Raw genomic sequence first — 25,071 nt, forward strand, 5'->3', positions numbered from 1 at the left:
TCAACCGCGCCCGCCGCTTGCCCGTCCGCTACGAACGCCGCGCCGACATCTACGAGGCCTTCACGTTCCTGCAGGCAAGCCTCATCACCCTCCGCCAGATCAGGCGGTTCTGTTAGGCGCTCTAAATCACGTCCCGGCAAACCACGCTCTTTCCTGACCCTAACTCGTTGCACACACAACGCAATTAATAGTGCCCTTGGATGTTCCTGCCAGGCTTGGATTGGTTGGGCCCGATTAGGTTGTAAGAGAAACGCTCATAACTCACAAGTTATGAGCGTTGCGCTTGCGCCTTATCCAGCAAGGAGTTATGATGCTCATAACTCATGACCATAACCCAACCACTCCGCGCCCTCGGCTATGCCCGCGTTTCGACGATCGGACAGACCCTAGAGGTGCAGCTCGCCCAACTCGCCGCCGTCGGCTGCAGCCCGATCTATCGGGAGAAAGCTAGCGGGGCGAAGGCAGACCGGCGCGAGCTGAACCGCCTGCTGCGGGAGGTACAACCGGGAGACGTAGTGATCGTCACCCGGATTGATCGCCTCGCCCGCTCGATCTTCGACCTGTTCAGCATCGTCCAGCGCATCCACCAGGCCGGAGCCACGTTCCGCAGTCTCGCCCAGGAGTGGGCCGACACCGGCACGGCTCAGGGCCGTATGATGCTGGCCGTGATGGGTGGCATGGCTGAGGTGGAGCGGGAGATGATCCTGACCCGCACGGCCGAGGGCCGTGCCCGTGTGAAGGCGGCGGGTGGCCGGACTGGCGGACCCAAGCCGAAGCTTACCCCAGCGCAACAGCGCGAGATTGCCCAGCGGCTCGCAGGTGGGGAGATGCTGGCTCCCCTCGCCATCACATATAACGTCAGCCGCCAAACGATCGGCCGCCTGCGAACGAAGCCGGAAACCGCCGCATGAGGACGGGGCGGGACGGGACGGGACGGGACGGGCGAGGTGCCACCTAATGACCAACGGCTGCAATACGGACCTTGGCCCGCATCAATGCTTGGGGTTGGCGGGACTTTGATCTGTGTTAATCTGTGGCGATGACGGACGACACCCCGTTTCCTTGGTTCGTGGCCATCGGTGCCTCTGGCACCGATGGCCTACGCGATATCCAGGACGTTCTCAGCGCGCTGCCACCCGTGCTCGACGCCGTGGTGCTGGTCGTCCTGCACAGGTCATGGGATCACCCGAGCCGCCTGGCCGAGATCCTCAACCGGGTGAGCCTATTGCCCGTCAGCGTGGCCCGGGCGGGCGAAAGGTTCGCCGCGGGCCAGGTGTACGTCGGAGAGCCGGGCGATCATCTCGCGCTCGCAGCCAACAGCTTCGGCCGGCTGGTGTATGACCCGGATCGTCGCTACCGGAACCGCACTGTGGATCTGCTCTTCCGGTCCGTGGCCGAGCATGGTGGCTCGCGCATGATTGGCATCGTGCTGTCTGGTGCGCTCGACGATGGTGCGCGCGGGCTGGCGGCCATCAACGAGACGGGCGGCCTCACCATGGTGCTCACCCCGTCTCGATCAGTTGGACGAGGTATGCCGGAGAACGCCATCGCGTATGATGGGCCAATCGACCTGATCGGTAGTCCCATCGAGATCGCCGCGGGTATCCGCGAGGCCGTTCAGAGCGGCAGGCGCGCGTGGCTAGCAGTCGAGCGCAGATAGCCCGGCTTGAACTCGGCAATCTCTTGGAGGCGGGGTAGGTCCAAGATCGTCAGCTGCTTGCCATGATGCTCGATCAGCCTCTGCTCACGCAGGACGCGCAGAGTGCGGTTCACGTGCACGTTCGATAGGCCCAGCGTGTCGCCCAGGTCATGCTGCGTGATCGGCAATTCGTAGCCGTCCTCCGTCGCGAAGCCGACTACCTGGAGCCGCACCTGCAATTCGCACAGAAGATGTGCCATGCGTTCGAGGGCAGAGCGGCAGCCCGCATTCGTTAGCCAACAGCGGGTGGTCGCCTCCTCGATCAGCTTGGCCAAGCGCAACCCACGGGCGACGTTCGGGTGCTGTTCGAGGATGTCGGAGAGAACCCCCTGCGGAACGCGGGCGACGAAGCAGGCCGAGAGCGTGCTGATTGTGCAATCCAACTCACCCAGCAACGCGGCGTCGGGGTCGCAAAGGTCGCCCGGCACGAGATAGGCCAGGATCTGGCGGGCGCCCGTGTCGCGCAGCTGGTAGCGGATGGCGAAGCCCTGCAGCACGAGGACTGCCTCTGTCAGGGGTGCACCCTCATGGACGAGATCCGTATGGGCTGCGACTTGGCGCATGCTCGCGCTTAGCTGGCCGAGAGCGGCTGTGTCAGCCTCTGTCAGCGGAACCAGCCGCGCCAGCTTCCGGACGATCGGATGGTGATGGTGTCTGCTTCCGCCGCTCGACGCGAGACGTCCCCCGCTGACCTGCTCCAAGCCACTGCTCATGGACGCGCTCCTGTCCGTCCGAGATCCTGGACCGCCGCAACCACGTCGGGAGACCAGGCGGGTTTGGCCAGCCAGGGCGCCTCAAGCAGCTCGGAGCAAAGCGAGCTGTCTTGCCGGCAGGCCGAGTGGACGAGGAACGGTACCCCGCGCCTGTGCAGCTCGCGCGCCAGCTCAGTGCACAGGCCATCCTTGAGACGCACGTCGACCACCGCGAGGTCGGGAGTGCGCCGCTCTACTTGGGCCGCAGCCTCGGCGAGAGTGGCAACAGGGCCAGCGACGCGGTAGCCGGCATGCGCGAAAGCGTCGCCGAGGTCGAGGCCGATGAGGGCATTATCCTCGATGAGCAGCACTCTGGGCTGCGTGCCGGTGGATCTCACGGGCGCTCTCCTGCCGATGCATCATTGCCTGCTGTTGCTGATCGGGCTCGAGGAATGGATCACGGCAGGATGCAAGTGGGTGTAAATTATTGTTGGCGATCATGTAAGAAGCGGTTGTAGTTCGGTATTGTATCGTACCAAAATTATGGTGCGATAGCGAACAATGGGATGCGCGCGATAAACGTTTGACATATAACATTTGGCATATAACAATTGTTACTCTGAGTGGTCACGGGAGGATGCAATCAATATGCTTGATGTTGGTCTTCAAATCGATATTCAGCTTGCCAAGCTGGCATCGACCGCCTGCTCTTGACCTAGGCGCAGGTGGTCTGAAGACCACGCGTGCTCCTGCCAGTTACCGGGAGAGTTTCGTGCCGCAGCTCCAACAAGCCACCGTCCGCAACAGCCTGCTTAAGGCCCTCTCGCCTGCCGATTTCGCGCTACTCCGGCCGCACCTTGAACCGATGACCACCCAGCTTCGTGAGGGGTTGATCGACGCCAACCAACCGATCCAGGAACTCTATTTTCCCGAGGTCGGCTTCGCCTCTGTCGTCACTGCGTGCACAGAGGGGCAGATTGAGGTCGGGCTGATCGGTCGCGAAGGGTTGGTTGGCGCCGCGCCGGTTCTTCTAGGATCCGACAGAACGCCGCAGCAGTCGTTCATTCAGATGTCCGGTGAGGTTCTGAGGATCAGCGCATTGGAACTGCGTGCAGCCGTTCGGAAAAGTTCGAAATTGCAGGATGTGCTATTGCGATACGTTCATACACTGATGGTTCAGATCTCGATGACGGTCTATGCACACGCTGCACTCAACTTGGAGGGGCGGCTCGCGCGTTGGCTGCTGATGTGCCACGATCGCATCGATGGTGACGAACTAGTGCTGACGCACGAATTCCTGTCCATGATGCTGGGGGTACAGCGGGCGGGTGTGACACTGGCGCTGCAGAACCTGGAGGGTGCGGGCCGGATCAAAGGCAGACGCAAGCGCGTTCAGATCCTTGACCGGAGCAAGCTGGAGCAGTTGGTGGGTGGCAGCTACGGCGTGGCGGAGGCGGAGTACGCTCGGTTGATCGGAGGTGCGTAGCAATGGCACGCTACTTCTTCCACTTGAGGCACGAACCCGGCTCAGAAGGCCTGGCGGAAGATTTCGAAGGCGACGAGCTTCCGGACGCGACTGCAGCGCGAGAGCATGCCCTGATGGTGGCGAGGGACCTGATCACTCGGACGCGCCTGGACAGTGTGCGGAACTGGTTCGATTGCTCGTTCGAGATCACCGACGAGCAGGGCCATTCCGTGATGACAGTGCCGTTCACCGACACCGTGCCGGAACAGCCGGACGATGGAGAAGAATGAACTGGGTTGGTCCGTCTCGAAAGATCTCCCGCAGCAAGGATCCGGCAACACCTTTTCGATGCTCGTTCAAAGCTTTGAGGGTCAGGGGCTCAGCTACTCGCTGCTTCGACTCCTACTCACGAAACCAAGTCAGCTCACCCCGGCTGATCGCGCGAGTAGCCGCCACATGGCCCAGCGCCGCCTGCATATTTGCCTGCAGTTGTTCCATTTGTGCGCGGACCGAGAGCATTAGGATATCGAGGTGATTAAACAACGCCTGAGTCTCTGACGGGACATCAGGTTGAGATGTGGGCCTCCGCCACTTTGTGACCCGCTCCAAGAAAGTCACCTCCATCAGGAGGAGATCGTTGCTGTCGCAGATCTCTAGTGCATTGACTCAAACGGATGGTGCAGCGTTGCCGTTGACGGCATCGAGGATGGCGGTGGCTGGCTTGGTCCAGACGAAGGGCTTTGGCCTGTCGTTGTGCTCGGCGATGTAGCGGTTGATCGCAGCCTGCAGGTCGACCATCCCGCTGAAGCTGCCCCGCTTCAGCCTGCGCCGGGTCAGGGCGGAGAAGAAGCCCTCGACCGCGTTCATCCACGAGGCCGAGGTCGGGGTGAAGTGGAAGATCCAGCGTGGGTGCCGAGCCAGCCAGGCCCGAACCTTCGGGTGCTTGTGCGTGCCGTAGTTGTCGAGGATCACGTGGATCAGTTTGCCGGCTGGTACCGCCGCCTCGATGGTGTTGAGGAAGCGCAGGAACTCTTCGTGGCGGTAGCGCTGCATGCAGCGCCCGATCACCGTGCCCTCCAGTACATCGAGCGCGGCAAACAGCGTCGCGGTGCCGTGACGGATGTAGTCGTGGGTCTGTGTCTCGGGGCGACCTGGCGTGATGGATCGGCTCGGGCGGGTGCGCTCCAGGGCCTGGATCTGGCTCTTTTCATCGAGGGAGAGCACGACGGCGTGGCGCGGCGGATCCATGTAGAGGCCGACGATGTCCTCGACCTTCTCGGCGAAGGCCGGATCGTTCGAGCGCTTGAAGCTGCGCACCCGATGCGGCTTGAGGCGATGGGCATCCCAGATGCGCTGGACGGACCGTAAGGAGATCCCGACGGCCTGCGCCAGGGCGCGGCCGGTCCAGTGGGTGACCTCTCCGGGCGGTTCGGAGCAGGTGAGGGCGAGCACCTCGGCGACGGTGTCGGTGGAATGAGGCGGCTTGCCGGGCGGACGGGTCTTGTCGCGCAGCAGACCCTCGACGCCTTCTTCGGCGTAGCGCTGTTGCCAGCGCCAGACGGCTGGCCGGCTGACGCCCGCCTGCTGGGCGACATCGAGGACGCAGAGGCGTTCGGCCGAGAGCAGGATGATGCGGGCGCGCTGGATGTGCTTGAGGGGCCGCGCCCGATCCGCGACGATGGCGGACAGGTGCGCCAGGTCGGCGGTGCTGGGGATCACGCAGACAGTCTGAGCCATGCCTCAGACTCGCATGGCTCAGGCATTCTGTGAATCCTCTGACTGCGTCAATGCACTAGCGCCACTGGAGTACCTGCCGGCCGACACGGCGGTGCAGCTGACCCGCATGTACCTGGCGTGCTCCCATCTCGACCACGATCGCGGCAACAACGAGCCGGCGAACCTCAAGGCGCTGTGCCAGCGCTGGTTCACCTATCGGTAGCGCAAGGCTGCGGGTGACCTGTTCCTTAGGCCATAGCCGTTCCGGCTCTAGCGAGGTCAGGTGCGATACAACCTAAATATGCAAAAACGGTTAGCCCATCCATGCATCGTGCGCATGGTTCCTGGGACATAGGTCGTATGGTGCGATGCGGAAAAGCGTGGGATACATACCCCATGCACGGTCGCGATGGCGTCGCGACCGTGCCTTGCCCTCTTTGGGCGTTTCCTCCCTAGACTTCGGGCCGCTCTCATGGGCGGCCTTTTTTCTGTCCGGGAGCAAGGTCTTAGCGCGCTCCCCTGCCCGTCTCAAGCGCAATTGTGCGCCATCCCTGGGCAAGTGGCATTTTCCTGCACATTGCTGGCCAGCCGCAACGAGCCGCTACTTGGTGATCCGCTTCGGCGAGATCGGGTCGCTGGCCGGAAACGTTTCCTCGACGGCTTGGTCGAGTAGCTGATCCTGTCGCTCCTTAAGACTGTCACCCGGCTTCCGCTGGCCGGGAGCGCTGGCCGCAGCGAGATCTGCCTTCGCTTTACCAGGGTCCTGAGGGTGATCCTTGTCGTGGTCGGTGCTCTTCGTCGGGTCGATCATTGGCGTGCTCCTGGAGTTAGTATTCACCAACTTCCCAGCCACTTCGCGGTTCGCATCCCTGAGCTGGCGTCCGCCGAGGAGGCGGCCGAACGTCAGCGCTGACCTAAAGCGTCATTCGCGTTTGCGACAGGTCCCTTTTACGTGCACAGCCTCTGGCCACGAGGCAAATCAGCCCCGAGCCAGCAACGGCCTCTGCGATGTGCACGAACGCCCCGCTCATCCCTCGAGATTTGACGGCGAAGGTTAATCCGTGCCTGGATGTAGGTTACCGCGGCTCGCGTCCTGAACCCGAGTCGCATCACCTGGAGACACCTGCCGCCGCAGTGAGACCCTGAAAAAGCGAGACCCCCTCACCTTGCCGGGTGAAGGGGTCTAGAGCCCCGAGGGGGCCGATCCAAAGTCTGTGACAGGACGGATCATCCCCCGAAATCGCTGCCTCTGTCAATCGGAAACCCGTTTTCCGACGATGGCGGAGCTTTGCCAGGAACCGGGCGCGCTCACGCGTGACCCGGCTCGATCTGCCGCGGCCTCATCACGAGGCCGACCAATGACCTATGCCGAGATTAAAGAGGCGATCGCGCGGGCGCTGCCGGCGATGCTGCCGGCCCTGCGCGACCAGCTCTATGCGTTGAACGGCGCCGGGCTGATCGACGACCGCAAGGCGGGCGAGCTCGACGACGCGATCGAGGCGCGGCGCACCGCCGGCCGGGCCTCGCCGGCAGCCCCTGCTCTGCCCGGTCTGCCGCTCGCCGCCGCGATCGCGCCGACTGCTGCCCGGATCACCCGGTTCGCGCCCCGCCGCCAGCACTCGCCGGACCGCGCCAAGAGCCGCGAGCGCCGCCGAGGCCTCGGCGGATCGAGCCCACTGCCGGAGCCGCTCGCCCGCCGCTACACCGAAGGTCAGAGGGCCGTCCTGTTCATCGTCGGGGAGGAGATCGCGGCGCGGGGCGTGTGCGGCCTTTCGGTCGCCGAGATCGCGGCCCGCGCCGGCGTCTGTCACCGCCACGCGCAGATGACCCTACGCCTCGCCGAGAGCGACGGCCTCGTCACGATCACTGAGCGCCCCCGCAGGGGGCAGAAGCACCAAACGAACCTCGTGCGGGTCCTCTCCCGGGAATGGGCCGCCTGGCTCCAACGGCGTCGACCGACAGGGTGCAGACCGACTCCCTCCACGGAGATTCAGGATCTTTCTTCCTCTTTAGAATCGAATGCGGCGGCTCGCGTAAGCGCTGCGAAGGGTTTTCGGAGGGGAGATTCGGGATCCGGACCGGCAGGACGGCCGACCGCGAGCTTCCGATTCTAGCCTGAGACTGGCGCTACTTCTGGAATCGAGAACGCCGGACCCTGGTGAGGATCCGGCGCTCGGTGAGAGATTCGAGGTACGTGAGCGGTATCAGACAGAGCCCTTACGCACCGCCGCCATGATCCTCTTGAACCCCTCTCGGTAGGGCAAGCGCTGCTCGTCGCACCATTGAATGAAGTCATTCTGATCGGACACGTCGATCCGCATCGTGAAGGACACTGTCGGCTCCTCGGACGCCCGGCGCCGCTTGATCGGCTTCGGCGCGTCGCGCTCGACGAAGCCGTGGGCGGCGGCAGCGGCCCGGCTGACGACCGGCGCCTCGTCCGGCGCGGGCGCGGCCGGCTTGAAGTCGCCGAGGTTCGCGAGGCCGGCGGGGGTGGGCTTAGACATGGGCGGTCTCTCTGGCGGTGCGCAGGATCTCGACGATCTCGGAGGCGAGCGCGTCGGCGTTCTCGCGCGCCTTGTCGAGGCCGTTGACGGCCTGCGGGTCGAGCTCGTCGAGGGCCTGGCGGTAGGTGAACATGGAGCGGTAGGCGGCCCGCTCGGCGAGGTCGTTTGCCAGCATCGGCACACCGGCCGAGGCCATCGTCTCGCGGATCGCCCGCTCGTCGCGGGTGGCAAAGCCCGGCTTCGTGCGGGTGAACAGCACCCGGTAGGCGCGCGGCCCGACGGTCGCCGCTTGGTCCTCGATGTAGTCGATCGCCCGGCGCGCCTGCGTCGCGTCCATCGCCGAGCCCTGCATGGGGATGAGCGTCAGGTCGGCCGCGAGGATCGCCGAGGCGACCATCAGCGAGGCGGTCCCCTCGAGGTCGGCGATCACGAACTGGCTCCGGGCCCCCTCCCCTTTCAGCATCCGGCCGATGTTGGTCGAGTCGGCGTGGCCGATCACGGTGACCGGACAGGTCGTTGGCCCGTCCTTCCAGGCGACGAGGTTGCGGTTCGGGTCGCAGTCGAACAGCGTCACGGACGCGCCGTGGCGGGCGAGCGTCGTCGCGAGCACGAGGGCGGTCGTGCTCTTGCCGGTCCCGCCCTTGGGGTTGCTGACGGCAATTACAGCCATGTCGGGTCACCTCACTTCCGGTCACATGGCGCAATGTGATGCGGCATCGTTCAACGTCGCGTTAATTGCCGTGACGCGCCTTAGCGTGATGCGATGTGGCACGGCATCTCGTCAAGGCAATTCGAGCCAAGTGGCGTTATGTCAATTGACGTGACTTCAAATGAAGTCATTTGAAGACGCCAGCGTGGGGCCTGGGGCAGGTTCACCGAACGCCGCGCCCCCACACACCCGCCAAGCCGCCGCAGTTATCGAGCGGTAAACTACCGCCGAAACGGCCAGGGTTCCCGCGGATCCGTTTCCCCGAACGCCCGGCCGCGTGTCCGCGGGGTGCACCCTGCGAGGCAGTGATGGTGAGACGCCCTCATCCTGTCTCACAGGGTTGCTGCGCGACCTATGAGACAGCTACAAGGGATCGTCTAGACCCTGCGAGACATTCCATGGCCCGGATCGGCTACGCGCGCGTCAGTACCCTCGACCAGGATCTCACCGTGCAGCTCGCAGCCCTCAAGGCCGCCGGCTGCGACATTGTCCGGGCCGAGAAGGTGTCGGGCTCCTCGACCGTCGGCCGCGACGAGCTGCGCACCGTGCTCGCCTTCATCCGCGAGGGCGACACGCTGGTGGTTACCCGCGTCGACCGCCTAGCGCGCTCGATCGGCGACCTCCAGGACATCGTGCGCGAGCTGAGAGGGAAGGGGGCGGGGCTGCTGGCGACCGAGCAGCCGATCGACACCTCGACCGCCGCCGGTAAGGCCTTCCTCGACATGCTCGGCGTGTTCGCCGAGTTCGAGACGAACCTCCGGCGCGAGCGCCAGGCGGAAGGGATTGCCAAGGCCAAGGCGGCCGGCGTCTACAAGCGGGCGCGCACGGTCGATCCTGAGGCCGTGCGCCGCTTGGCAGGGGAGGGGAAGGGCGCCTCAGCGATTGCCCGGAACCTCGGGATTGGACGGGCGAGCGTCTACCGAGCACTTAAAGGCATCCCGTAACCAGGAAGCGCATCCCTGGCGACCACCCTGATGAGGGCAGCTTCGAGTTGCCTGTGCACGAAATCTTGCAAATTTTGACCTGCCATACCCACATCAATCGTGAGCATATCGCAGGGAGCGGGCTTTGCGAGATTTGATCAGCTACGGAAACGTCATAGCGCTTCTCTCTATCGTTGCAGCTGGTGCGGCAATCTACCTGGCACTCACAGACAGCAAAGGTGCTGCGATCACCATGGGTGGCCTATTCCTATCCATGGGCATTGTGAGTCAGTTGGATCGATTCAAATCATTTGAAGCGTTTACGATCAAGGCGCAGCTCCAGGACCGCATTGATCGCGCTGACGAATTGATAAAACAGCTACGAACTCTCAGTTTGCTAGTTGCCAAGGCGGGTTACGCCAGTACTGGACTTACTACAATGTCGTTCGGCGCCGTGCAGGCTTCTAACTACAATTTGACAAAGGACTTTGATGCAGTTTTGTCTACCCTGAGTCTTACTGAGGATGAGCTGCAGAACGTTAAGCAGCCGCTTGTGAAAGCACTGGCCTATCGCATTTGGGCAGGCTTTTTCGGCGTCGCTCTCGCCATTCCCCAATATCACCCATCGGACTCGAGCCAGCGAAATCCCCTCTCTGCCAAGGATGGCGCGGCCTTGACGACACTCAATCATAACCGACTTCTCAGTGCTAATAACGCCGATGATCTTCGAGTATTATTAAAGATGTTTCTACCGGATGGCATGTCGCCACAGCAAATAAGCGCAGCCGACGGGTATATAGAAAAGCTTATAACGCTATATGAAGGTTGTAGGAAGGCCGGTGGTCCCACTCCAGAATTTATTGCATTTGAGGCGCAGGCACTAACCGGTGCTCAGATCGCCCCTGCCGCAAAAGCGATCTACAATGGTCAGATACCGGATTGAGGATAAGTTTTTTTTATCGCGCAGGGGGCGTGGATGGTGTCTTAACACCAGCACCCGCACGCGTAAGATCGCATGCGGAACCTGAGTAGAACTGCCCCTTACGGAGCGGCGGACGTTACGGTAGGCGCGCCTGCGGTGCAGCCCTCGCTGCTCGCCGAGGTCAGGCCGCCTCTGCCTCGTGATCAACCCCGAGTGCTGCCAGGCGCACCGTCTTCGGCAGCAGGTGCGTCCCGGCCTCGTAGTAGCGCCACATCCGAGGGCTGACGCCGAGCATCGCCGCGGCCTCGGCTTGGGACAGCTTCGGCACCCGGGATTTCCGCCACGACAGCAGCCAGGCGGCGCCCTGCTCCAGCGCCAGCCGCCACAGCGTGTCGGCGCTGATCTCCATGTCGTCGGACCAGTGGGCGTTCCACCCCCACTCGCCGACCTCTACCACCCGAAAGGCGTCAGGATCGTCCCGGAGCGGCCTGAACACCTCGAACCGGCCGAGATGCTCGCTCACGTCCACCGGGCTCTCGGAGCCGTTCTTCCACGTGACGACCAGGGTCCGGCCGCGACCGGCCCGGACAGCCTTGATGCTCTGCGCTTCCATCGTCCTCACCCCAGCTTGTTGAGGCGGCGCCACGTGGCCCACAGCACGTCGCGGTTCGCCTCGGCCCACGCCATCGCCTCGGCGCCCTTGCGGGCGTCACCCGCACGGACCGTCAGCGTCTCGATCTCGACCAGGGCCCGCCAGCCGCGTCCCTCAATATGGAAGTGCGGCGGCAGGTGATCGTCGGCGTAGATGGCGACCTTGCAGTTCGTGAAGCGCTGGATGGTCGGCATCGCCTTTCCCCGTCGACAGGAAAAATAGGCAATGGTTGCCGAAAACGCTAGCCAAAAACGGCAACAGTTGCCATTTTTGGCTTCTGGTGGTGGTGATCGCTTGCAAAAAGCGGCGCTTCAGCCCTTCCCGCCGGCGGGCGCGTAATCGCCTGATATGGAATTCGAGCAGCGGCCTGCGCCGCTAAGGATGTGCCAGCCGTAGTCGCTGACCTATGGTCATTATCAGCAAAATTGGGCAAGCGCCTCGTCCTCGGCATCTCCAAACTCGCAAGCATATTCGATACAACGCCGCATGCTATCGTCACCTAATATCTTGTTTTATAGAGAAATATTTGCGGAGATTTCATATCAAAATCAATATGTAGAGCATAATTGCAAATTAGCGGTTGTGAATAGATTTTATCGACACCAAGCGGTTCGCAAAAATATTTTTCATTCTAGTTGACATGTTTTTTTGATCAAATTAAATTGCAAATATGATCACACCTAAATAGGGGCTGCAGCATGCCTGTTTGATCAAAATTTTCCTAAAAATTTAGCATCCAATACAAACGGGGCCGAAAGGCTCCATTTTTGTTTGTGGAGACTGATGGTGTCACCCACTCTCGAAAACACCCCCTCGTCCCAGGGAACGCCTGGTGCTGGCTTGATCGTGTTTGGCCTCGATAGCGGCGGCCGACCTCACGCGGCGCGGTTCGAGGTGCACGAGGCAGCTCTCGCCCTGCAAGCGGCAGCAGCTCTGCGCATGCAAGCCCTTACCGTCGCCAGCGATGAGCTCCGAACCGAGGCTCAGGGGCTACCACAAGGCCGGCTCTTCCCCAGTGGGCGAGCTTTCGTACCTTTTGCCAAAGTTGCCGTGTACGCCCGCCTCAAAGCTCTCAGCGCAGCGACTGGCGCCGGTGATACCGCCCCGCCGACCCCGAACGCTGAACCGCAACCTGTCGTGCCCGAAGCTGGCGACGGCAGGGGAGGCCAGGCCTCCGCTTCCGCCGCGTCCGCAACCCCTGACTTGCCCCACGCAGGTTCGCGGCACCTCCCAATCAGCTGGGACCAGATCCGCATGGGCAGCCTCGTGCTCGCCCCTGAGCATGACGAGGAGAGCTGGTGGCCGGCCATCGTGATGAGCGTCAAGGCAAAGGGCCGGCTCGAGCTGCGCTGGCGCGACTGGTTCGATGAGCCAGCTTTCGTGCGTCGCCGCGACCAAATCGCCCTGCTCAACCCGAGCCTGTTCCTCGAGGAGTGAACGGCGGAAGCGCTCACCAATCGAACCAGAGGGTTTAAAATGGCCAAGTCGTACGATGCGGATGCCCCCGCCGAACCGAGGTCTGGTACGCCACCGCGGCTCACTCCGATCGAGGTGCTTCTGCCGAAGGGCAGCGGCTGGTCTGATCGCCACCTACCGACCATCAGGGCCATGCAGGCGATCATCGCTCAAGATGGGCCATCGCTGCTGCATGCCCTAACCGAAGCCGAGGCTGTGCGCCCGGCCCTGATGGCAGAGCTTGTTGCGGCGCTCGAGGGCAGCGCAGCCCACTTCACGCACCTCGCTGCCCTGATGCGCCTTGCTGGCGACCGCGTCGGAATGATCGCCGAGAACCGACACGCGGGATCTATGAGCGTTATCGAAACAGAACAAAACATGAACAAACAGAGCGATCTCCACGAAATCGAAAGTCCGAGCGCGGCAGCCCATCGCGGAACGATCCAGCAGCTGAACGACGCTTTGCGGGGGACGGGGCAGGGAGGTCGTCTCGTCCTCACACCCGGCGTACGCGCCCTCGGTCCTGAGCGCGTGGCAGCCCTGGTCGCGGCGGTCGCGGCCTTCGACGCGTTCACGCCCGAGAACGACCCTTACGGGGAGCACGACTTCGGCGCTGTCGAGGTCAATGGGGATCGCTACTACTGGAAGATCGACTACTACGGCCGCCAAAGCTCAGGTCATTCCTTCGATCCGGCAAACGCAGAGGTGACGCTGCGAGTGCTCACGATCATGCTCATCGCTGAGTATTGATCATGAAGACACCGGCAATATCCACCCATCACTTCGATGATCGTCTGCCTGAACGAAGCGACGAGGGTTCGGGGTCGGCATTGTCCAGCTTATTAAATAGCTCGCTCACATCGATCGACAAAGCGTCAGCAAGACGATCAAGGATATCGACAGTGGGATTAAACACACGCCGCTCGATACCACTCACATATGTACGATCGACGTTCGCATCGATCGCAAGCGCTTCCTGCGAAATCCCTTGCGCAGACCTAATTCTTCGAAGGTTGCGCGCCACGCGCGTTCGCCCGTCCATCGGACGAAGGCCATCAGATTGCGGAACATCAAACCACGGAATATATTCGACATTGTCGTCGGGCCGGTTCGGATCGAAGCACTCTGGGGTGTCTCGATGCTGTCATCACAACATCTTGCATGAGAGGTCGCTATGCGCATTGCCGTTCTAATTATAGGACTTTGTTTATCTTTTGCAATTTTCCTTCAATCTTGTGCTGTATCATTTGGAGCTGATGTTGCTAAAAACCAGGATTTAGCCGAAGGAGGTGCTTTAGGAGTATTAGTTGCATTACTGTTTATTATTGGAGCGGCCTTTGCACTTGGGCTGCCGCGCTTATCAGGCAGCATCTTTCTGCTGGCTGGCCTGATCGGCAACGTAGCGGGCCGTACGACTAAGTTCCATGATCTAAATTATTGGGGCGCCGCCGCACTAATATTGTCACTGATGGCTTTCCTAGGGAATCGTGAGCTGCGGAAAAGCAAAATGGCTAAAAAGGAGTTGAGCCCATGAAAAATACGAATCACGTGTCGAAAATCATAAATCTGATGCCGTTGATGGCTGCGCTAAATCTCGTGTTCCCGTCCGCATTTTTGGTTGCAGGCTCGTCGAGCGCCAAAGCTCAGCCAAGCCAGCAAGCGCGTACTTCTGATTTTTTACTATCGCTTCATCCCTCATTTCATTTCAGTCAAGGCAAACAATCAAATGTGTCATCAGCGGATTGCAAGACACCAGCGGACGCAGACGATTACTTTAGTGCCTTATCGGACTCATCAAGATCAATTAAACGTCTGGAAGGGATTTCTGCATCATTCAATTTTCTATCATATGCGTATCGCGGACGATTATCTGAGCGGGATTATGCGAATGTCGATGAAATAGTTATTCAAAAAATTGACGCAGAACGCTCCAGAATTTATGCTGGAAGTCGTAAAATAGGAATATATTGTGGTTTTAACGACACTCAAATTCTAGCTAATGAATGGGTGGATGCTGGCTTAGAACGACGCATTCTCTACAAACCATTGCCGCCACCTTCCGCTTTGGAGCAACTGTCAGCGGCATATGTTGGACAAAATTATACGCGTGTTGAAGAATCAATGCTACTGCGTGGCTTCAAAGCAGTGAAGCTACCAACGCCGATAATTGAGCGATGCAGCCCCGGAATTGAGTTGATTTGTGAGAAATACGGTGAGGCAGTTTGCGAGCGCGATGTGTTAGGAGATGTAAAATGCGGTTTTGTTTGGGCGGATGAAAATTCAAAACTTGTGATGGTGTCAGCCAACGTGGGTGCTATGAGTCGATATTTTATCGAAATAAAAGTTAATTCCCTAAGCCCTGTCGGACGATGATCTCAGCCTAGTTCAGGCGCAAAGTACCAAGCGCATCGATAAAAAGGTGGACCTTGATGCCTGAATTTCATCGACACTGTGGCAAAACTAATCCTTGAGCTAGACGGTCCGGACTATCCAAATTTGACTGGCGTCATTCGAACTGCCTAGCTGCGTGTAGGCGCTCCAGGGGGATCTGATGCGGGTGGGCCCATACGCCCACCTATGGGCAGTCACGCAGGCTATGCCGGTAACTCATCCTACAACTGCCCCTTCTCGGACCGTAGCATCTTTCAGGGCGAGCCCGAGTGCAGAAGGAACGGGATGATCGATACGCCGTAGCGCCTATCGCCTCGCCCATGGCTGCCGTCGTTCGTAGTCATGATAGGTGCTTAAGGCCTCGTCACTGATCGCCCGAGCTAGTTTGGTACCCTCAAGGTTGCCGAAAAGGAGTTGATCCAGGGTGCGCTCTCCAACGATGTCGAGTAGCTGCACTCTCTGTCCTGTTCGAAGCCAATCTTTCCTGAGGTGCCATCCCGGTTTAAGGACATCACCTTTTTTGTTTTTCCACTCTTTATTATAATAAACGACGCGATATTGTTTCTGAGGTGCTTTCATTTTGTAAAAAATTGATCGCTCGATACTATTTTTGTCATCATGGCTGAGTTTCAGGGCGTGAGCGGCAGGCGAGCCTTTGATCAGCGACTGGTGTTTCGCTCGAACGGGGCTCAGCGTTCTCGAGACCTCAGCATGCGTCGCTCCCCAGGATAGTAGGTGAGTGTGCCAGCTGGCCCAGTCATAGCGCGACTGACCCTCGGGCCCCCAATTTCGAAAAAAGGCGACCTCGACGATGCCGAGGAACGGGATCTCTCCCATCGCTTGCCGGGCAAACGCCTGGAGTTTCCGGATGTCGAAGTTCGCAGCTTTGCTGGACCTACGCGGCTCCGTCTCCAGCGGGGGGAAGCGATAACGGCTCTGTGGGATCGGAAACGCGTACTGTTTGGGTGCGAGCGTGACAAAGCAGACCGGCCCGCGGTCGATGCCGCCGTGGGCCTTTAGGTGCTCAACGGCAATCTCCGCGAAGCCGATGCGAGCAAGTGCGTTGTTCGCTAGTAGCTCGGCGGCGGCACCCCGCTGCAGACCTCGGACCACATCCCTGTGTGCCCTCACGACGTAATTTTCTTGCGGGTAGGCGACGTAGTTTTTGATCCGCCAGTCGGCGTAACGATGCACCTCCACGAATGACGCCAGATCGGTAATTTCAGGCAGCTTCGATGTGGAATTCCAACCAGGGGGGGGTGTAATTTCCCAATCGGGGATTTGAGGGCTTAGAAAGCGATTGGGGGTAGGGAAACGTACCAAGTTCGTCATGGTTGATGCCCTGTAGTTGCTGATCAGGGTAATAGGGTTGTGACGAGCTTTTACGGGGTCTCCAGAGGTGCCTCGGAGCCAGAGGAATGAATTTCGAGGGCCTCTTCGACAGCGCCGACGCGCAAGATGGACGGCACTCGGCCTTGCACATGAAACGCTCTGAGACAGTGCGATTTGGCTGCCTGGTCCGACCCTGAATGCGAAGCGCCTAAGCCCGAACGGATCTGAAAATTATTTTTCGGAAATTTCACGCCAATGTCCGTTAAACGGACATTGGCTACGAACGCTGGAAAAAGTAGCTGCGCAGTTGGCTACGTGTGCGTAGCTGGTGAGAGCATCGCGCGCCCGGTGATATGGTTGGAGGGCGTTGCGGGATGCACCAAGACTGCGACGATCTCTTCGACCAACTGACCTTCACCGTGGAGCCGCAGGGCTGCCTCTCAGTGGTCGCGGCGCTGGTGGGTTTCCGCAACCGGGATGCCGCTTCTTTCGCCCTAGCACACTTCCTCGCACGGTTCTGGAGCAGCCCCAGGCGGCTGCTTTGAGCACTTCCGATAGATCGACGTGCTTTGGCTGATAGCGCCGATTTCGGCCTGACCAAGTCCCACCCCGTGATCGGAACCCCGCATTGGCTGGGTTGAATGCGTTCTGAAGCGATTTTTTGACGATCGGATTAATGTCTGTTAAACAGACATTTGATGCATGTATCGGGTGAATGATGGTGCCCACGAGCCCCTAACGGTTTGCGCCGCATACCCCTCATGAGGGGGCTTTCAGAAAGGTGCGGATGAGAGATGATTTCAAAAACGAAACCAGCCATAAAAAACAAATCACGAAGAATGAATGCATTAAAAAATGATCTGGATCATATATTAATAGAAGGATTTCCTGAAGTTAATCGCACCTTATTAGACAGTGCTGATAAATTTTTGCAAAATATAAAAGAAATAGAAGGAATTCTTGAAACTTTTGGTAAAAATCCTATTGGCGCATTGAAGCAAAGCTCTGAAAGAGTCAAAAAAATTTCTGAAAGAGATCATATAAAAGCGGTAGCTTTTGCTTATAGTTTATGGCTTAAGTCCGCGCATAACGAAGGTTATAAGAAGTTTTTGCAAGAAGCTTGGAGCGCGCGTGCTAAAGCCGACAAGAGAACAACATCGCTACATTTATTAGTTGAGTCTTGCATATCTTACGGTGATCCTGGTCCTAAAAGCAGAAATAAAGTACGAGGGCTTTATAATAGAGATGTTTGTGCAATCAAATATTTACATAGCGAGGGTATCGGCCCTGACGATATGGCGGATTTGTTTAAAAAGACGGGAGAAGGTTTAGATAAGTGGTCACGAAAGTGGTATAATAGTAATAGGAAGGAAAATTCGGCGCCTAAAAATCCCGCAAAGAATAATGAATTCATTAATTTTAAATTTTCCCATGACGCCGATGACAGCAAGATGGTCTTTAAAACCATTACTATGCCATACAACGATAAATCTAAAAAATTAGTTGTGATATTAGAAGGGCTTATTCATGCATTTTTAAATGAATATAAAGTACACAGCGATTAATAGTGAATATGGCCATCGCAATTAATGACGGAATTCGTCAGTTATCGTTGCCGGAGTGACTGGCGCGGGCTTCGGCAACGAAACAACCTCCGTAGGCTCGACGTGCGAGCTTAGTCCTTCCGGCGCGCGCCTCATCCGATCAGCCGTACAGCTTTGCCTTTGTCGATCTCGGCCTCGTTGTAATAGCGCGCCGCCTGCTGCACCGAGCGGTGCTGCGAGAGCTGCATTGCCTCGGGCAGCGGCACGCCCTGCTTTCCGGCCTCGGTCATGAACCCCGATCGTAAGCCGTGGGCCGAGAACAGGGCCGGGTCGAGCCCGGCACGGACGCAGCGCGCCTTCAGGATTGCGTTCACGCTCTGGGGGTCGAGCGCCGTCGTGCCGAGGCGACCCCAACGGTCGATGCGCCGGAACACCGCCCCGGTCTCGATCCGGGCGAGGGCCAGCCAGTCGAGAAGAGCGGTGGCGGCACGCCCGATCACGACCACCCGGGCGTCGTCTTCGGCCGTCGTGGTCTTGGTACGCCCGAGCCGGATCGTGATCTTCGGCACGGTCGGGCTGTCCGGATCGTCGGGATCGCGCGGCACGGGCGCATCGCGAACGAGGTCCTCCACCCGCAAGCCAGCCACCTCGGCCCGCCGGCGCCCGCCTGACGCGAAGGCGACCAGCAGCAGTGCCCGGTCGCGCACGTCGACCAGCCGATGCTCGTACAGGCAGGTGGTGAGCAACTTCTCGATCACCGCGGCGGTAACCGCCCGCTGACTCTTGCGGGTGCGTGGCCGCCGGTTCGCCCGCACGGCGAGAGATAGGGCGGTCCGTAGGCGCGGTGCCTTGAATGGTCCTTCGACGCCGCGGAAGCGGTGCAGGGTCGACCAGTGGGCGAGGCGACGGCGCACGGTCGAGACCGCGTGCGGACCGGCGACCCGGAGCAGGCTGCGGGCCCGCAGATCATCCTCGACGGCGCTGGGCATGCCGTGGCGGGGATCGCTCTCGCGCTCGGCCGGATCCCAGAGGTGATGGGCGACGAACTTCAGCGCCAAAGCCTCGGTAGCGGGCCAGGGCAGGGGGTGGCCGGTGGCGGCGAGGCACCAGGCCTCGAGGTAGCCGAGGTCGGAGGCGAGGGCCCGAAGGGTGTTGGCACCCATGCCGGAGCGGGCGAGGTGCTTGAGGGTGGCGGCGTCCTCGTCGGTGAGGAGGATGGCTAGACGCTCGCGGGCGTCGAACGGCAGGAGACCGGCGAGGGCATCGAGGTCGCGCTCCCGGGCGAGGGTCGGATCCGGGAGGAGGTCAGGGGGGAGATCGGACATCGCGGGCGGGCTGCAGCAGGGGCTCAAGCCCGCATTGAAGCTGATTTCCGCGTCGGCGTCCATCATCATCGATAAGAGATCATTATCAATGGTCATAACTGCTATCCCAATCTCATACAGCTGCGCGAAGTGAAATAGCAGCTCGCTTCCGTGACGATGCATTGGTAGAGGAGGAACAATGGTTTATCGCCTGCCAGAGCCACTCCCCTGGGCCGCCCTCGCCACGCCGCTCGCCGCTGCTGAGGACGCCCTCGCCCGCCTCGACCAGCTCCTCGCCACCAGCCCCATCCGCGACGGCTGGTGCGCCCGCACCGACTTCGCCGACGCATGCGCCAGCCTCGCCCTCCACGGTGACCTCGTCCTCCTCGAGGATCTCGTCCTCCACGACGCAGGACGCGATCGGCAAGCCCCCTCGCAAGAGCTCACCCGCGCCCATGCCGTCTTGCGCACCCGCCGCCGCATCGCCGCCGTCGAGCCCGGCTGGGCCACCAGCCCCACCGGCCTCGCCGCCCTATCCGAGGATCCGGATGGGGCCACGGATCAGGACGCGATCCCGGTGCCAGCCGCGCCGCCCGTCGACGCCGACAACGGGGAGGGGGACCTCGATGGCGTCGACGACGCCTTTGCAGCCGAGCTCGCCGGGATCGACGCCCTGATCGCCCGTTCGAACCGCTTCCTCGCCGATACCGGCCCGGTGAGGGAGAAAACGCCTCTGCTCTATGACCCAACCTGGGGCGAGACCGACCGCCTCAGCAACTGGCGCCAGGTGGTCGCCGACACCCGGACCCTCCCGCCGGTCCTCGCCGCCGCCGTCGCCTACGATGCCTGGGCCGCCCTCGAACCGCTTCAGCACCGCGCATGGCTCGGGTCGCTCCTCGCCGCCGACCTCCTGCGCGCCCGCGACAAGGCCCGACACCACCTGCCCGCCTTCGCCAGCGCCTTGCGCCGCGTGCCGCGCGACCGCTGGCTCATGCGCGACCCGCTGACCCGCTGGCTGGCCGTCCTCGGCGCCGTCACCGCAGGTGCCGAGCAGGGCATGAGGGATCACGATCGCTGGATGCTGGCGCGCGAGGGGCTGCTGCTCAAGGTGCGGGGGAGGAGGGAGAGTTCCAGCCTGCCAAGACTCATCGATTTCGTGCTCGCCCGCCCGCTGGTCTCCACCACCACCATCGCAGACGAACTCGGGGTCACACCCCGCGCCGCCCAGACCCTCGTGGCCGAACTTGGCCTGCGCGAGCTCACCGGACGAGGACGATACCGAGCATGGGGGGTCCTATGATATTAGACTGCTGACACACTGGATATGAGCCTGAGCTTCTTCGTTGGACTTTTACTGGAACATGCACCCGAGGCAGGCCGCTGCGGCTGCAACCGTTACAAAGGGTGCACCAAGCAGCATCATTATAATAAGGAAGCTGACGTTGACTTTAGTTGGTGCATTGTCGTTGTCAGCCAGCGTGGCGAGCTTGAGCTGCCAACGTGCGATGGTGTCGCTTGGAGTTATTGCTTGGGGCACATACTCTCGAATCATCATGCTCGCTTCCGCCTAGGTGCCATTTGTCGGGCTTGGGCAGCAAAAGCCGTAATTCGCGCTGAGCTATCTTTTGACGAAGCTCCAGGATGGCCCCACGCGGTGACGCGTCCTCTCCGCGAAAGAGAGGACGCGTTATTGGGATCAACGCCGGCCGTGGATCACCAGGGCCAAGAGATAGCCGATGGCGCCTGCCATTATCGCGACCATCAACGGAGCCTCTTTGGCATACTGCGAAACAGTATCAGCGCTCTGGCGATAAGCGCGCTCCGCATCGGGGTAGCGCTCACGTCCTTGCTTCAGTGCGTCCCTGGCGAGATCCCCTGCCTGCTCTGCGACGTCTCGGACTGCGTCTTTTGCCTGCCCATAAAGGTTCTCGACGGAGCCTTCGACCTCGTTGGCCTTGCCTCTTGCCTGGGTCTCGCTGTCGCCAACAAGGCTGCCCATCGCTCCTTGAACCTTACCGCCGAACTCCTTTGCGGCCCCGGACACCCGGTTGCTGTCGACACCACCGTGGTCAGCCGCATCGCGTACAGCATCCTTAGCGCGCCCGTAGAGGTTTTCGACGGTGCCCTTCGCCTCGTTGACGGCGCCCTTCGCTTCCATAGAGCGGTCGCCAGCCAGTTCCCCAGCCTTGCCTTCGGCCTTGCCGCCAAGTTCCTTCGCGGTGCCGGTGATGCGGTTCTCATCCATGTTTGTTCCTCCTCTGCACGTGTGAGTATCGACAGGGTTGTGAGAGCATCAGGAGGAGGCTACGCCGGGTTACGCAGAACTTGTCCAACGAGCCAGCCCACTTCAAGCACTCAAGTACCAGCCGACTACGGCTTACGGCTCGGGGCTACGAATGGGTTCGTCTCAGTTGCCGAGCCGTTCTTAGCATAACATGCCTCCAGTCGATCCAAGCCAGCGGCGCTTTTATCAAGCGCTACCTTGATAGTCGCTCCTTCGCCCTTCACCTCTAGACCGTCAGCGAGTCGCAACGACTTGAGGAAGCGGTCGTCCTTGACCGGCAACGATACCGCATTTCCCGTCGCAGCCACGGTTGCCTGCAGCACCGAGGATCCAGCGGCCAACTCGACCGGGTAACTTTTGCCACGACCCAGCTTCCATTTTGGCGAACTCATCGTCAGATTTAGTCCTTGCGCGTCGCGGGCGAACTCGACCTCGACGCCGTCATCGGTCGTCCGGGTCATTGTGCAACGCTCGAACTTCTGCCCCTGCGAGACCGCCTCGACCTTCCAGGGCCCGATGGCCACTCCCTCGTCCTTCGAAGCTTGGGCTACGGCAGGTTCAACGATGATGGACGCTGCAAGGATGAGGGCGATGGTTCGCATATAGATCTCCAAAAGCGTTGTAATGATCTGGGCGCACGTCTCACGCCCTATCCTCGGTGGAATATCGAGAGTGAAATGGTGTTAGTTGCCCCCTGGAGGGGTATTTGAAGGTTCATCTTCGGACGGTGGGGGAGGTAAATCTGGTAGGGGTCGGGGGGCCGGCCCTGCCGGGGTCGGCAGGCCAATGTCGGGAGTTGCTGGGGGTACGCCCTCGGGTAGGTCGGGTTTATCGGACATCCATCTCTCCATCTTCCTATTGGGATACGAACGCACGGGGTGGGTCCTCGATCCGCTACGCGATCAGGGCAGGCGTGTCGGCTTATCTCGCTTCGCAATCTTCCTCAGCGAACCATGTGCGTCGCCCTGGCCGTCGGCGGCGACACGGCCCTTACTGAGTTCACCCGGCTTTCATGATCAGGCCAAGGGCGATAAGTGCATCGCTCACTGTATCGGTCTCGAGACAGTGATCCATCCAATGACCAGCCGGCGTGGGCAAGAAACAGTTCACCTGTTGCGTTAAGATAAGAGGGATCATACTGTACTATCCTCCGCTGCTATAGACATTGGCGCCACGCACACACCTAAAAACATTAATTCGTAATAGATTGCGCCGCCTTTAATTTATCTAAATTCATTAATAAGTAATCATATATACTATAAAAAAGTAGAAGAATTTCCCATGAGCAGACATGATATCGATAAGGCGGTCGGACCTCCACGTTACGGGTGGAACTAGCCGAATAGCTAATGTTTAGCGCAGGCTTTGCATCGATCCACTGGAGTCGAAGCAAGCCATTCCCATGCCGCCTTGCCATGGGGGATGCGTTGGACCGACAGGATCATGGGGGAGCTTAGAAAATTCATGTCTCCAAGCTGAAACGAACATTCACCGCTGAACTAGCCCTTTTCTCAGCGTCAGGACGAGCCAGTTTCAGCGACCACCGCGTGGTGACCGAAGCGGCTTACCTCTGCAGCGATGTCCCCAATGCTCGCGTTTCCCTTGCGCAGGACCCGGGCGGCCCCGGCCAAGCGATGCCGCTCCTCTACCGTTACGTCGCGCGCGCTCAGCACGACGACCGGCACCTCCGCGCAACCCGACATGGCGCGCATCTCGGCCAGGAACGTGAAGCCGTCCATGACGGGCATCGTCAGATCGAGGAGGACGAGGTGCGGCGTTGCCTCGCGGACGAGATCCAGCGCCTCGACGCCGTCGCCGGCCTCCCGCACCGACCATCCGTGACGCTCCAAGACGACTCGCAATCGGTTGCGCATGTCAATGTCGTCGTCGACGATGAGAACGTCGCCGGAGCCGGTCCCGATCCGGTCAAGGACATCCTTCAGTCGCGTCCAGTCGACGGGTTTCGGTACGGTGTCGGTCGCCCCGAGCGAGGCGCTCAGGGTCGTGTCAGCCACGAAGCTCACCATCACGACCGGAATGTCGCGGGTCGTGGCGTCGGCTTTCAGCGTCGCGAGGACTGCCCAGCCATCGACTTCCGGCATCATCACATCGAGCAGGACGACCCGCGGCGCTATAGTGCGGGCAAGATCGAGGCCGGTTCGTCCGTCCGCGGCCGTGCGCACCGAGAAGCCTTGCCGCGTCAGGAAGCGGCCCATCAGGTCGCGCTGACTGGCTTCGTCGTCGATGACAAGCACGAGCCCGCGGGCGCCTCCGGCAATGCCCGTTCCGGCGGACGGTTCTTCCGTGAGGACCTCGGCAGCCTCCGGGAGAGTGGTCGGAAGGTTCAGAGTGAAGCACGTGCCACGCCCTGGCTCGCTCGCCACCGTCACGCTACCGCCCATCAGTTCGGCGAAGGCCTTGGTCAGGGCGAGCCCCAACCCGGTGCCACCGTACTTGCGCGTCGTGCTGCCGTCGGCCTGGGTGAACCGCTGGAACAATCGCTCGACTTGCTCCTCGGTCATGCCGATACCGGTGTCCTCAACCGCAAAGGCCAGGCGGTCGCCGGTCGGGTCCGTCTCGCGCCGCGCGCGCAGCGTGATGGTGCCACCCTCGGTGAACTTGGCGGCGTTCGAGAGCAGATTGAACAGGCATTGGCGCAGCTTCGTTGCATCGGTCCGGGCGACGCCGAGGCCGTCAGCGAAGTCGAGCACGAGACGGTTGCCCCGTTTCGAGATCAACGGTCCAACCGTAGCGGCAGCGTCGCGCACAAACACTTCGACGTCGATATCCTCGGGAAAGGTATCCATCTTGTTCGCCTCGACCTTCGAGAGGTCGAGCACGTCGTTGATCAGTCCGAGTAGGTGCTTGGCATTCGACTTGATTTTGCCGAGATCCTTGAGCAACTCTTCCTGGCCCAGTTCCTCAGCTTCCTCCTCCAGCATCTCGGAATAGCCGATGACCGCCGAGAGCGGAGTCCGCAGTTCGTGGCTCATATTGGCGAGGAAACTGCTCTTCGCGCGATTGGCATCCTCCGCCGCCTCTTGCGCAGCCTCCGCATCCCGTCGGGCATCCTCCAAGGCCGCTTGGCTGGCTCGCAAACCGGCGTTGGCTGCGTCGAGGCTGAGAAGCGTCCCCTCACGCTCGGCCATTGTCCGGCGTAGAGCATCGCAGATCCAAACCATCGCGGCACCCACCGCAAGATACTGGATCAGAGCGATGACCTGCCCCGGGCTGAAGCTCAGTGTGCCGTCGGAGCGACGGAAGAACCACGCGGCGGCCAGGAACGAGACCCCGACTGAAACGCCGCCGGGCCCGCGCCCAAGCGCCAAGGCGGCCAAGAACACGATGGGGAGGTAGAGGAGGAACGGAGCGACATCGAGCGGCGCCAGGAAGCGCAGAAGCGTCGCTGCCGCCACCGCACCGACTGGAAGCCCATAACGAGCGATTGGACCGAACCCGTGTCCCGAGATGGCGTCCAT

The 25,071-nt window shown here is 60.7% G+C and carries 29 protein-coding genes and 1 pseudogene; 15 read left to right on the forward strand and 15 right to left on the reverse strand.

Going from position 1 to position 25,071, the window contains the following annotated elements; translation table 11 throughout:
- From FF100_RS31555 to FF100_RS31565, 3 genes and pseudogenes are all read left to right on the forward strand, one after another.
- Nucleotides 1-116 (forward strand): annotated as a pseudogene (locus tag FF100_RS31555) (IS5/IS1182 family transposase); the annotation flags it as partial.
- A 207-nt stretch (nucleotides 117-323) separates the two neighbouring features.
- A complete protein-coding gene (locus FF100_RS31560; RefSeq protein ID WP_139039997.1) occupies nucleotides 324-911 on the forward strand; it encodes a recombinase family protein in 588 nt (195 codons plus the stop codon).
- Between the two features lie 128 nt (nucleotides 912-1,039).
- Nucleotides 1,040-1,660: a chemotaxis protein CheB gene (locus FF100_RS31565; RefSeq protein ID WP_139039998.1), complete on the forward strand. Its 621-nt coding sequence runs from the start codon at nucleotides 1,040-1,042 to the stop codon at nucleotides 1,658-1,660.
- On the opposite strand, the gene FF100_RS31570 is transcribed toward FF100_RS31565, so the two are convergent.
- Nucleotides 1,618-2,412, reverse strand: coding sequence for a Crp/Fnr family transcriptional regulator (locus FF100_RS31570; RefSeq protein WP_139039999.1), 795 nt, complete (start codon nucleotides 2,410-2,412; stop codon nucleotides 1,618-1,620). The two genes, FF100_RS31565 and FF100_RS31570, sit on opposite strands and share 43 nt — an antisense overlap.
- Entirely contained in the window at nucleotides 2,409-2,789 is a 381-nt protein-coding gene (locus FF100_RS31575) for a response regulator (RefSeq protein ID WP_171070407.1), read from the reverse strand. The genes FF100_RS31570 and FF100_RS31575 overlap by 4 nt, the downstream gene beginning before the upstream one ends.
- A gap of 374 nt (nucleotides 2,790-3,163) precedes the next feature.
- Between FF100_RS31575 and FF100_RS31580 the strand changes: the two genes are divergently transcribed.
- Both FF100_RS31580 and FF100_RS31585 read left to right on the forward strand, forming a co-directional pair.
- Nucleotides 3,164-3,877 (forward strand): Crp/Fnr family transcriptional regulator, encoded by a 714-nt coding sequence (locus tag FF100_RS31580; RefSeq protein ID WP_139040001.1) that lies wholly within the window; start codon nucleotides 3,164-3,166, stop codon nucleotides 3,875-3,877.
- A gap of 2 nt (nucleotides 3,878-3,879) precedes the next feature.
- Nucleotides 3,880-4,146, forward strand: coding sequence for a DUF6894 family protein (locus FF100_RS31585; protein ID WP_139040002.1), 267 nt, complete (start codon nucleotides 3,880-3,882; stop codon nucleotides 4,144-4,146).
- 376 nt (nucleotides 4,147-4,522) lie between these two features.
- Here FF100_RS31585 and FF100_RS31590 read toward each other — a convergent pair whose 3' ends face one another.
- Nucleotides 4,523-5,593, reverse strand: a complete 1,071-nt coding sequence (locus tag FF100_RS31590; RefSeq protein ID WP_246102593.1) for an IS630 family transposase — start codon at nucleotides 5,591-5,593, stop codon at nucleotides 4,523-4,525.
- Nucleotides 5,594-5,606: 13 nt separating this feature from the next.
- On the opposite strand from FF100_RS31590, the gene FF100_RS31595 reads away from it, so the two are divergent.
- Nucleotides 5,607-5,795, forward strand: a complete 189-nt coding sequence (locus FF100_RS31595; protein WP_139040003.1) for a hypothetical protein — start codon at nucleotides 5,607-5,609, stop codon at nucleotides 5,793-5,795.
- A gap of 378 nt (nucleotides 5,796-6,173) precedes the next feature.
- On the opposite strand, the gene FF100_RS31600 is transcribed toward FF100_RS31595, so the two are convergent.
- The gene (locus FF100_RS31600) at nucleotides 6,174-6,383 is read right to left on the reverse strand and encodes a hypothetical protein (protein ID WP_139040004.1); all 210 of its coding nucleotides are present in this window, start codon (nucleotides 6,381-6,383) and stop codon (nucleotides 6,174-6,176) included.
- Between the two features lie 403 nt (nucleotides 6,384-6,786).
- On the opposite strand from FF100_RS31600, the gene FF100_RS31605 reads away from it, so the two are divergent.
- On the forward strand, nucleotides 6,787-7,686 hold the full coding sequence (locus FF100_RS31605; RefSeq protein ID WP_139040005.1) for a hypothetical protein: 900 nt from the start codon (nucleotides 6,787-6,789) through the stop codon (nucleotides 7,684-7,686).
- 90 nt (nucleotides 7,687-7,776) lie between these two features.
- Here FF100_RS31605 and FF100_RS31610 read toward each other — a convergent pair whose 3' ends face one another.
- Together FF100_RS31610 and FF100_RS31615 are read right to left on the reverse strand one after the other, a co-directional pair.
- Nucleotides 7,777-8,076: a hypothetical protein gene (locus FF100_RS31610; protein WP_139040006.1), complete on the reverse strand. Its 300-nt coding sequence runs from the start codon at nucleotides 8,074-8,076 to the stop codon at nucleotides 7,777-7,779.
- Nucleotides 8,069-8,746, reverse strand: coding sequence for a ParA family protein (locus tag FF100_RS31615; RefSeq protein ID WP_139040007.1), 678 nt, complete (start codon nucleotides 8,744-8,746; stop codon nucleotides 8,069-8,071). The genes FF100_RS31610 and FF100_RS31615 overlap by 8 nt, the downstream gene beginning before the upstream one ends.
- A gap of 437 nt (nucleotides 8,747-9,183) precedes the next feature.
- Here FF100_RS31615 and FF100_RS31620 point away from each other — a divergent pair, with 437 nt between their 5' ends.
- Together FF100_RS31620 and FF100_RS31625 are read left to right on the forward strand one after the other, a co-directional pair.
- Nucleotides 9,184-9,729, forward strand: a complete 546-nt coding sequence (locus FF100_RS31620; RefSeq protein WP_139040008.1) for a recombinase family protein — start codon at nucleotides 9,184-9,186, stop codon at nucleotides 9,727-9,729.
- 124 nt (nucleotides 9,730-9,853) lie between these two features.
- Nucleotides 9,854-10,651 carry a hypothetical protein gene (locus FF100_RS31625; protein ID WP_171070409.1) on the forward strand — a complete coding sequence of 266 codons (798 nt, stop codon included), beginning with the start codon at nucleotides 9,854-9,856 and terminating at the stop codon, nucleotides 10,649-10,651.
- Nucleotides 10,652-10,811: 160 nt separating this feature from the next.
- On the opposite strand, the gene FF100_RS31630 is transcribed toward FF100_RS31625, so the two are convergent.
- Together FF100_RS31630 and FF100_RS31635 are read right to left on the reverse strand one after the other, a co-directional pair.
- A complete protein-coding gene (locus FF100_RS31630) occupies nucleotides 10,812-11,243 on the reverse strand; it encodes a DUF2442 domain-containing protein (protein WP_139040010.1) in 432 nt (143 codons plus the stop codon).
- A gap of 5 nt (nucleotides 11,244-11,248) precedes the next feature.
- Nucleotides 11,249-11,476, reverse strand: coding sequence for a DUF4160 domain-containing protein (locus FF100_RS31635; RefSeq protein ID WP_139040011.1), 228 nt, complete (start codon nucleotides 11,474-11,476; stop codon nucleotides 11,249-11,251).
- 1,060 nt (nucleotides 11,477-12,536) lie between these two features.
- Here FF100_RS31635 and FF100_RS31640 point away from each other — a divergent pair.
- Both FF100_RS31640 and FF100_RS38555 read left to right on the forward strand, forming a co-directional pair.
- Nucleotides 12,537-12,719 carry a PWWP domain-containing protein gene (locus FF100_RS31640; protein ID WP_139040012.1) on the forward strand — a complete coding sequence of 61 codons (183 nt, stop codon included), beginning with the start codon at nucleotides 12,537-12,539 and terminating at the stop codon, nucleotides 12,717-12,719.
- A 39-nt stretch (nucleotides 12,720-12,758) separates the two neighbouring features.
- Complete coding sequence (locus FF100_RS38555; protein ID WP_342779041.1) at nucleotides 12,759-13,487, forward strand: DUF3768 domain-containing protein; 729 nt, start codon at nucleotides 12,759-12,761, stop codon at nucleotides 13,485-13,487.
- Between the two features lie 28 nt (nucleotides 13,488-13,515).
- On the opposite strand, the gene FF100_RS31650 is transcribed toward FF100_RS38555, so the two are convergent.
- Complete coding sequence (locus FF100_RS31650) at nucleotides 13,516-13,779, reverse strand: helix-turn-helix domain-containing protein (RefSeq protein WP_139040013.1); 264 nt, start codon at nucleotides 13,777-13,779, stop codon at nucleotides 13,516-13,518.
- Between the two features lie 132 nt (nucleotides 13,780-13,911).
- Here FF100_RS31650 and FF100_RS31655 point away from each other — a divergent pair, with 132 nt between their 5' ends.
- Together FF100_RS31655 and FF100_RS31660 are read left to right on the forward strand one after the other, a co-directional pair.
- The gene (locus tag FF100_RS31655) at nucleotides 13,912-14,271 is read left to right on the forward strand and encodes a hypothetical protein (protein ID WP_139040014.1); all 360 of its coding nucleotides are present in this window, start codon (nucleotides 13,912-13,914) and stop codon (nucleotides 14,269-14,271) included.
- Nucleotides 14,268-15,110, forward strand: a complete 843-nt coding sequence (locus tag FF100_RS31660; protein ID WP_139040015.1) for a hypothetical protein — start codon at nucleotides 14,268-14,270, stop codon at nucleotides 15,108-15,110. The genes FF100_RS31655 and FF100_RS31660 overlap by 4 nt, the downstream gene beginning before the upstream one ends.
- A gap of 324 nt (nucleotides 15,111-15,434) precedes the next feature.
- Here the strand turns inward: FF100_RS31660 and FF100_RS31665 are convergent, their stop codons facing one another.
- Complete coding sequence (locus FF100_RS31665; protein ID WP_139040016.1) at nucleotides 15,435-16,460, reverse strand: hypothetical protein; 1,026 nt, start codon at nucleotides 16,458-16,460, stop codon at nucleotides 15,435-15,437.
- A gap of 794 nt (nucleotides 16,461-17,254) precedes the next feature.
- Between FF100_RS31665 and FF100_RS31670 the strand changes: the two genes are divergently transcribed.
- Nucleotides 17,255-18,025, forward strand: coding sequence for a hypothetical protein (locus tag FF100_RS31670; protein WP_139040017.1), 771 nt, complete (start codon nucleotides 17,255-17,257; stop codon nucleotides 18,023-18,025).
- A gap of 131 nt (nucleotides 18,026-18,156) precedes the next feature.
- Here FF100_RS31670 and FF100_RS31675 read toward each other — a convergent pair whose 3' ends face one another.
- Entirely contained in the window at nucleotides 18,157-19,329 is a 1,173-nt protein-coding gene (locus FF100_RS31675) for a tyrosine-type recombinase/integrase (RefSeq protein ID WP_139040018.1), read from the reverse strand.
- 178 nt (nucleotides 19,330-19,507) lie between these two features.
- Here FF100_RS31675 and FF100_RS31680 point away from each other — a divergent pair, with 178 nt between their 5' ends.
- Complete coding sequence (locus FF100_RS31680) at nucleotides 19,508-20,608, forward strand: RHE_PE00001 family protein (protein ID WP_139040019.1); 1,101 nt, start codon at nucleotides 19,508-19,510, stop codon at nucleotides 20,606-20,608.
- Nucleotides 20,609-20,659: 51 nt separating this feature from the next.
- On the opposite strand, the gene FF100_RS31685 is transcribed toward FF100_RS31680, so the two are convergent.
- The 4 genes from FF100_RS31685 to FF100_RS31700 all read right to left on the reverse strand — a co-directional run bounded on the left by FF100_RS31685 (nucleotide 20,660) and on the right by FF100_RS31700 (nucleotide 25,071).
- Nucleotides 20,660-20,863 (reverse strand): hypothetical protein, encoded by a 204-nt coding sequence (locus FF100_RS31685; protein WP_139040020.1) that lies wholly within the window; start codon nucleotides 20,861-20,863, stop codon nucleotides 20,660-20,662.
- 141 nt (nucleotides 20,864-21,004) lie between these two features.
- Entirely contained in the window at nucleotides 21,005-21,553 is a 549-nt protein-coding gene (locus FF100_RS31690) for a CsbD family protein (protein WP_246102595.1), read from the reverse strand.
- Between the two features lie 125 nt (nucleotides 21,554-21,678).
- Nucleotides 21,679-22,194 carry a hypothetical protein gene (locus FF100_RS31695; RefSeq protein ID WP_139040021.1) on the reverse strand — a complete coding sequence of 172 codons (516 nt, stop codon included), beginning with the start codon at nucleotides 22,192-22,194 and terminating at the stop codon, nucleotides 21,679-21,681.
- Nucleotides 22,195-23,109: 915 nt separating this feature from the next.
- Entirely contained in the window at nucleotides 23,110-25,071 is a 1,962-nt protein-coding gene (locus tag FF100_RS31700) for a hybrid sensor histidine kinase/response regulator (protein ID WP_246102597.1), read from the reverse strand.

This window comes from Methylobacterium terricola (assembly GCF_006151805.1).
GTDB classification, from domain to species: Bacteria; Pseudomonadota; Alphaproteobacteria; order Rhizobiales; family Beijerinckiaceae; genus Methylobacterium; species Methylobacterium terricola.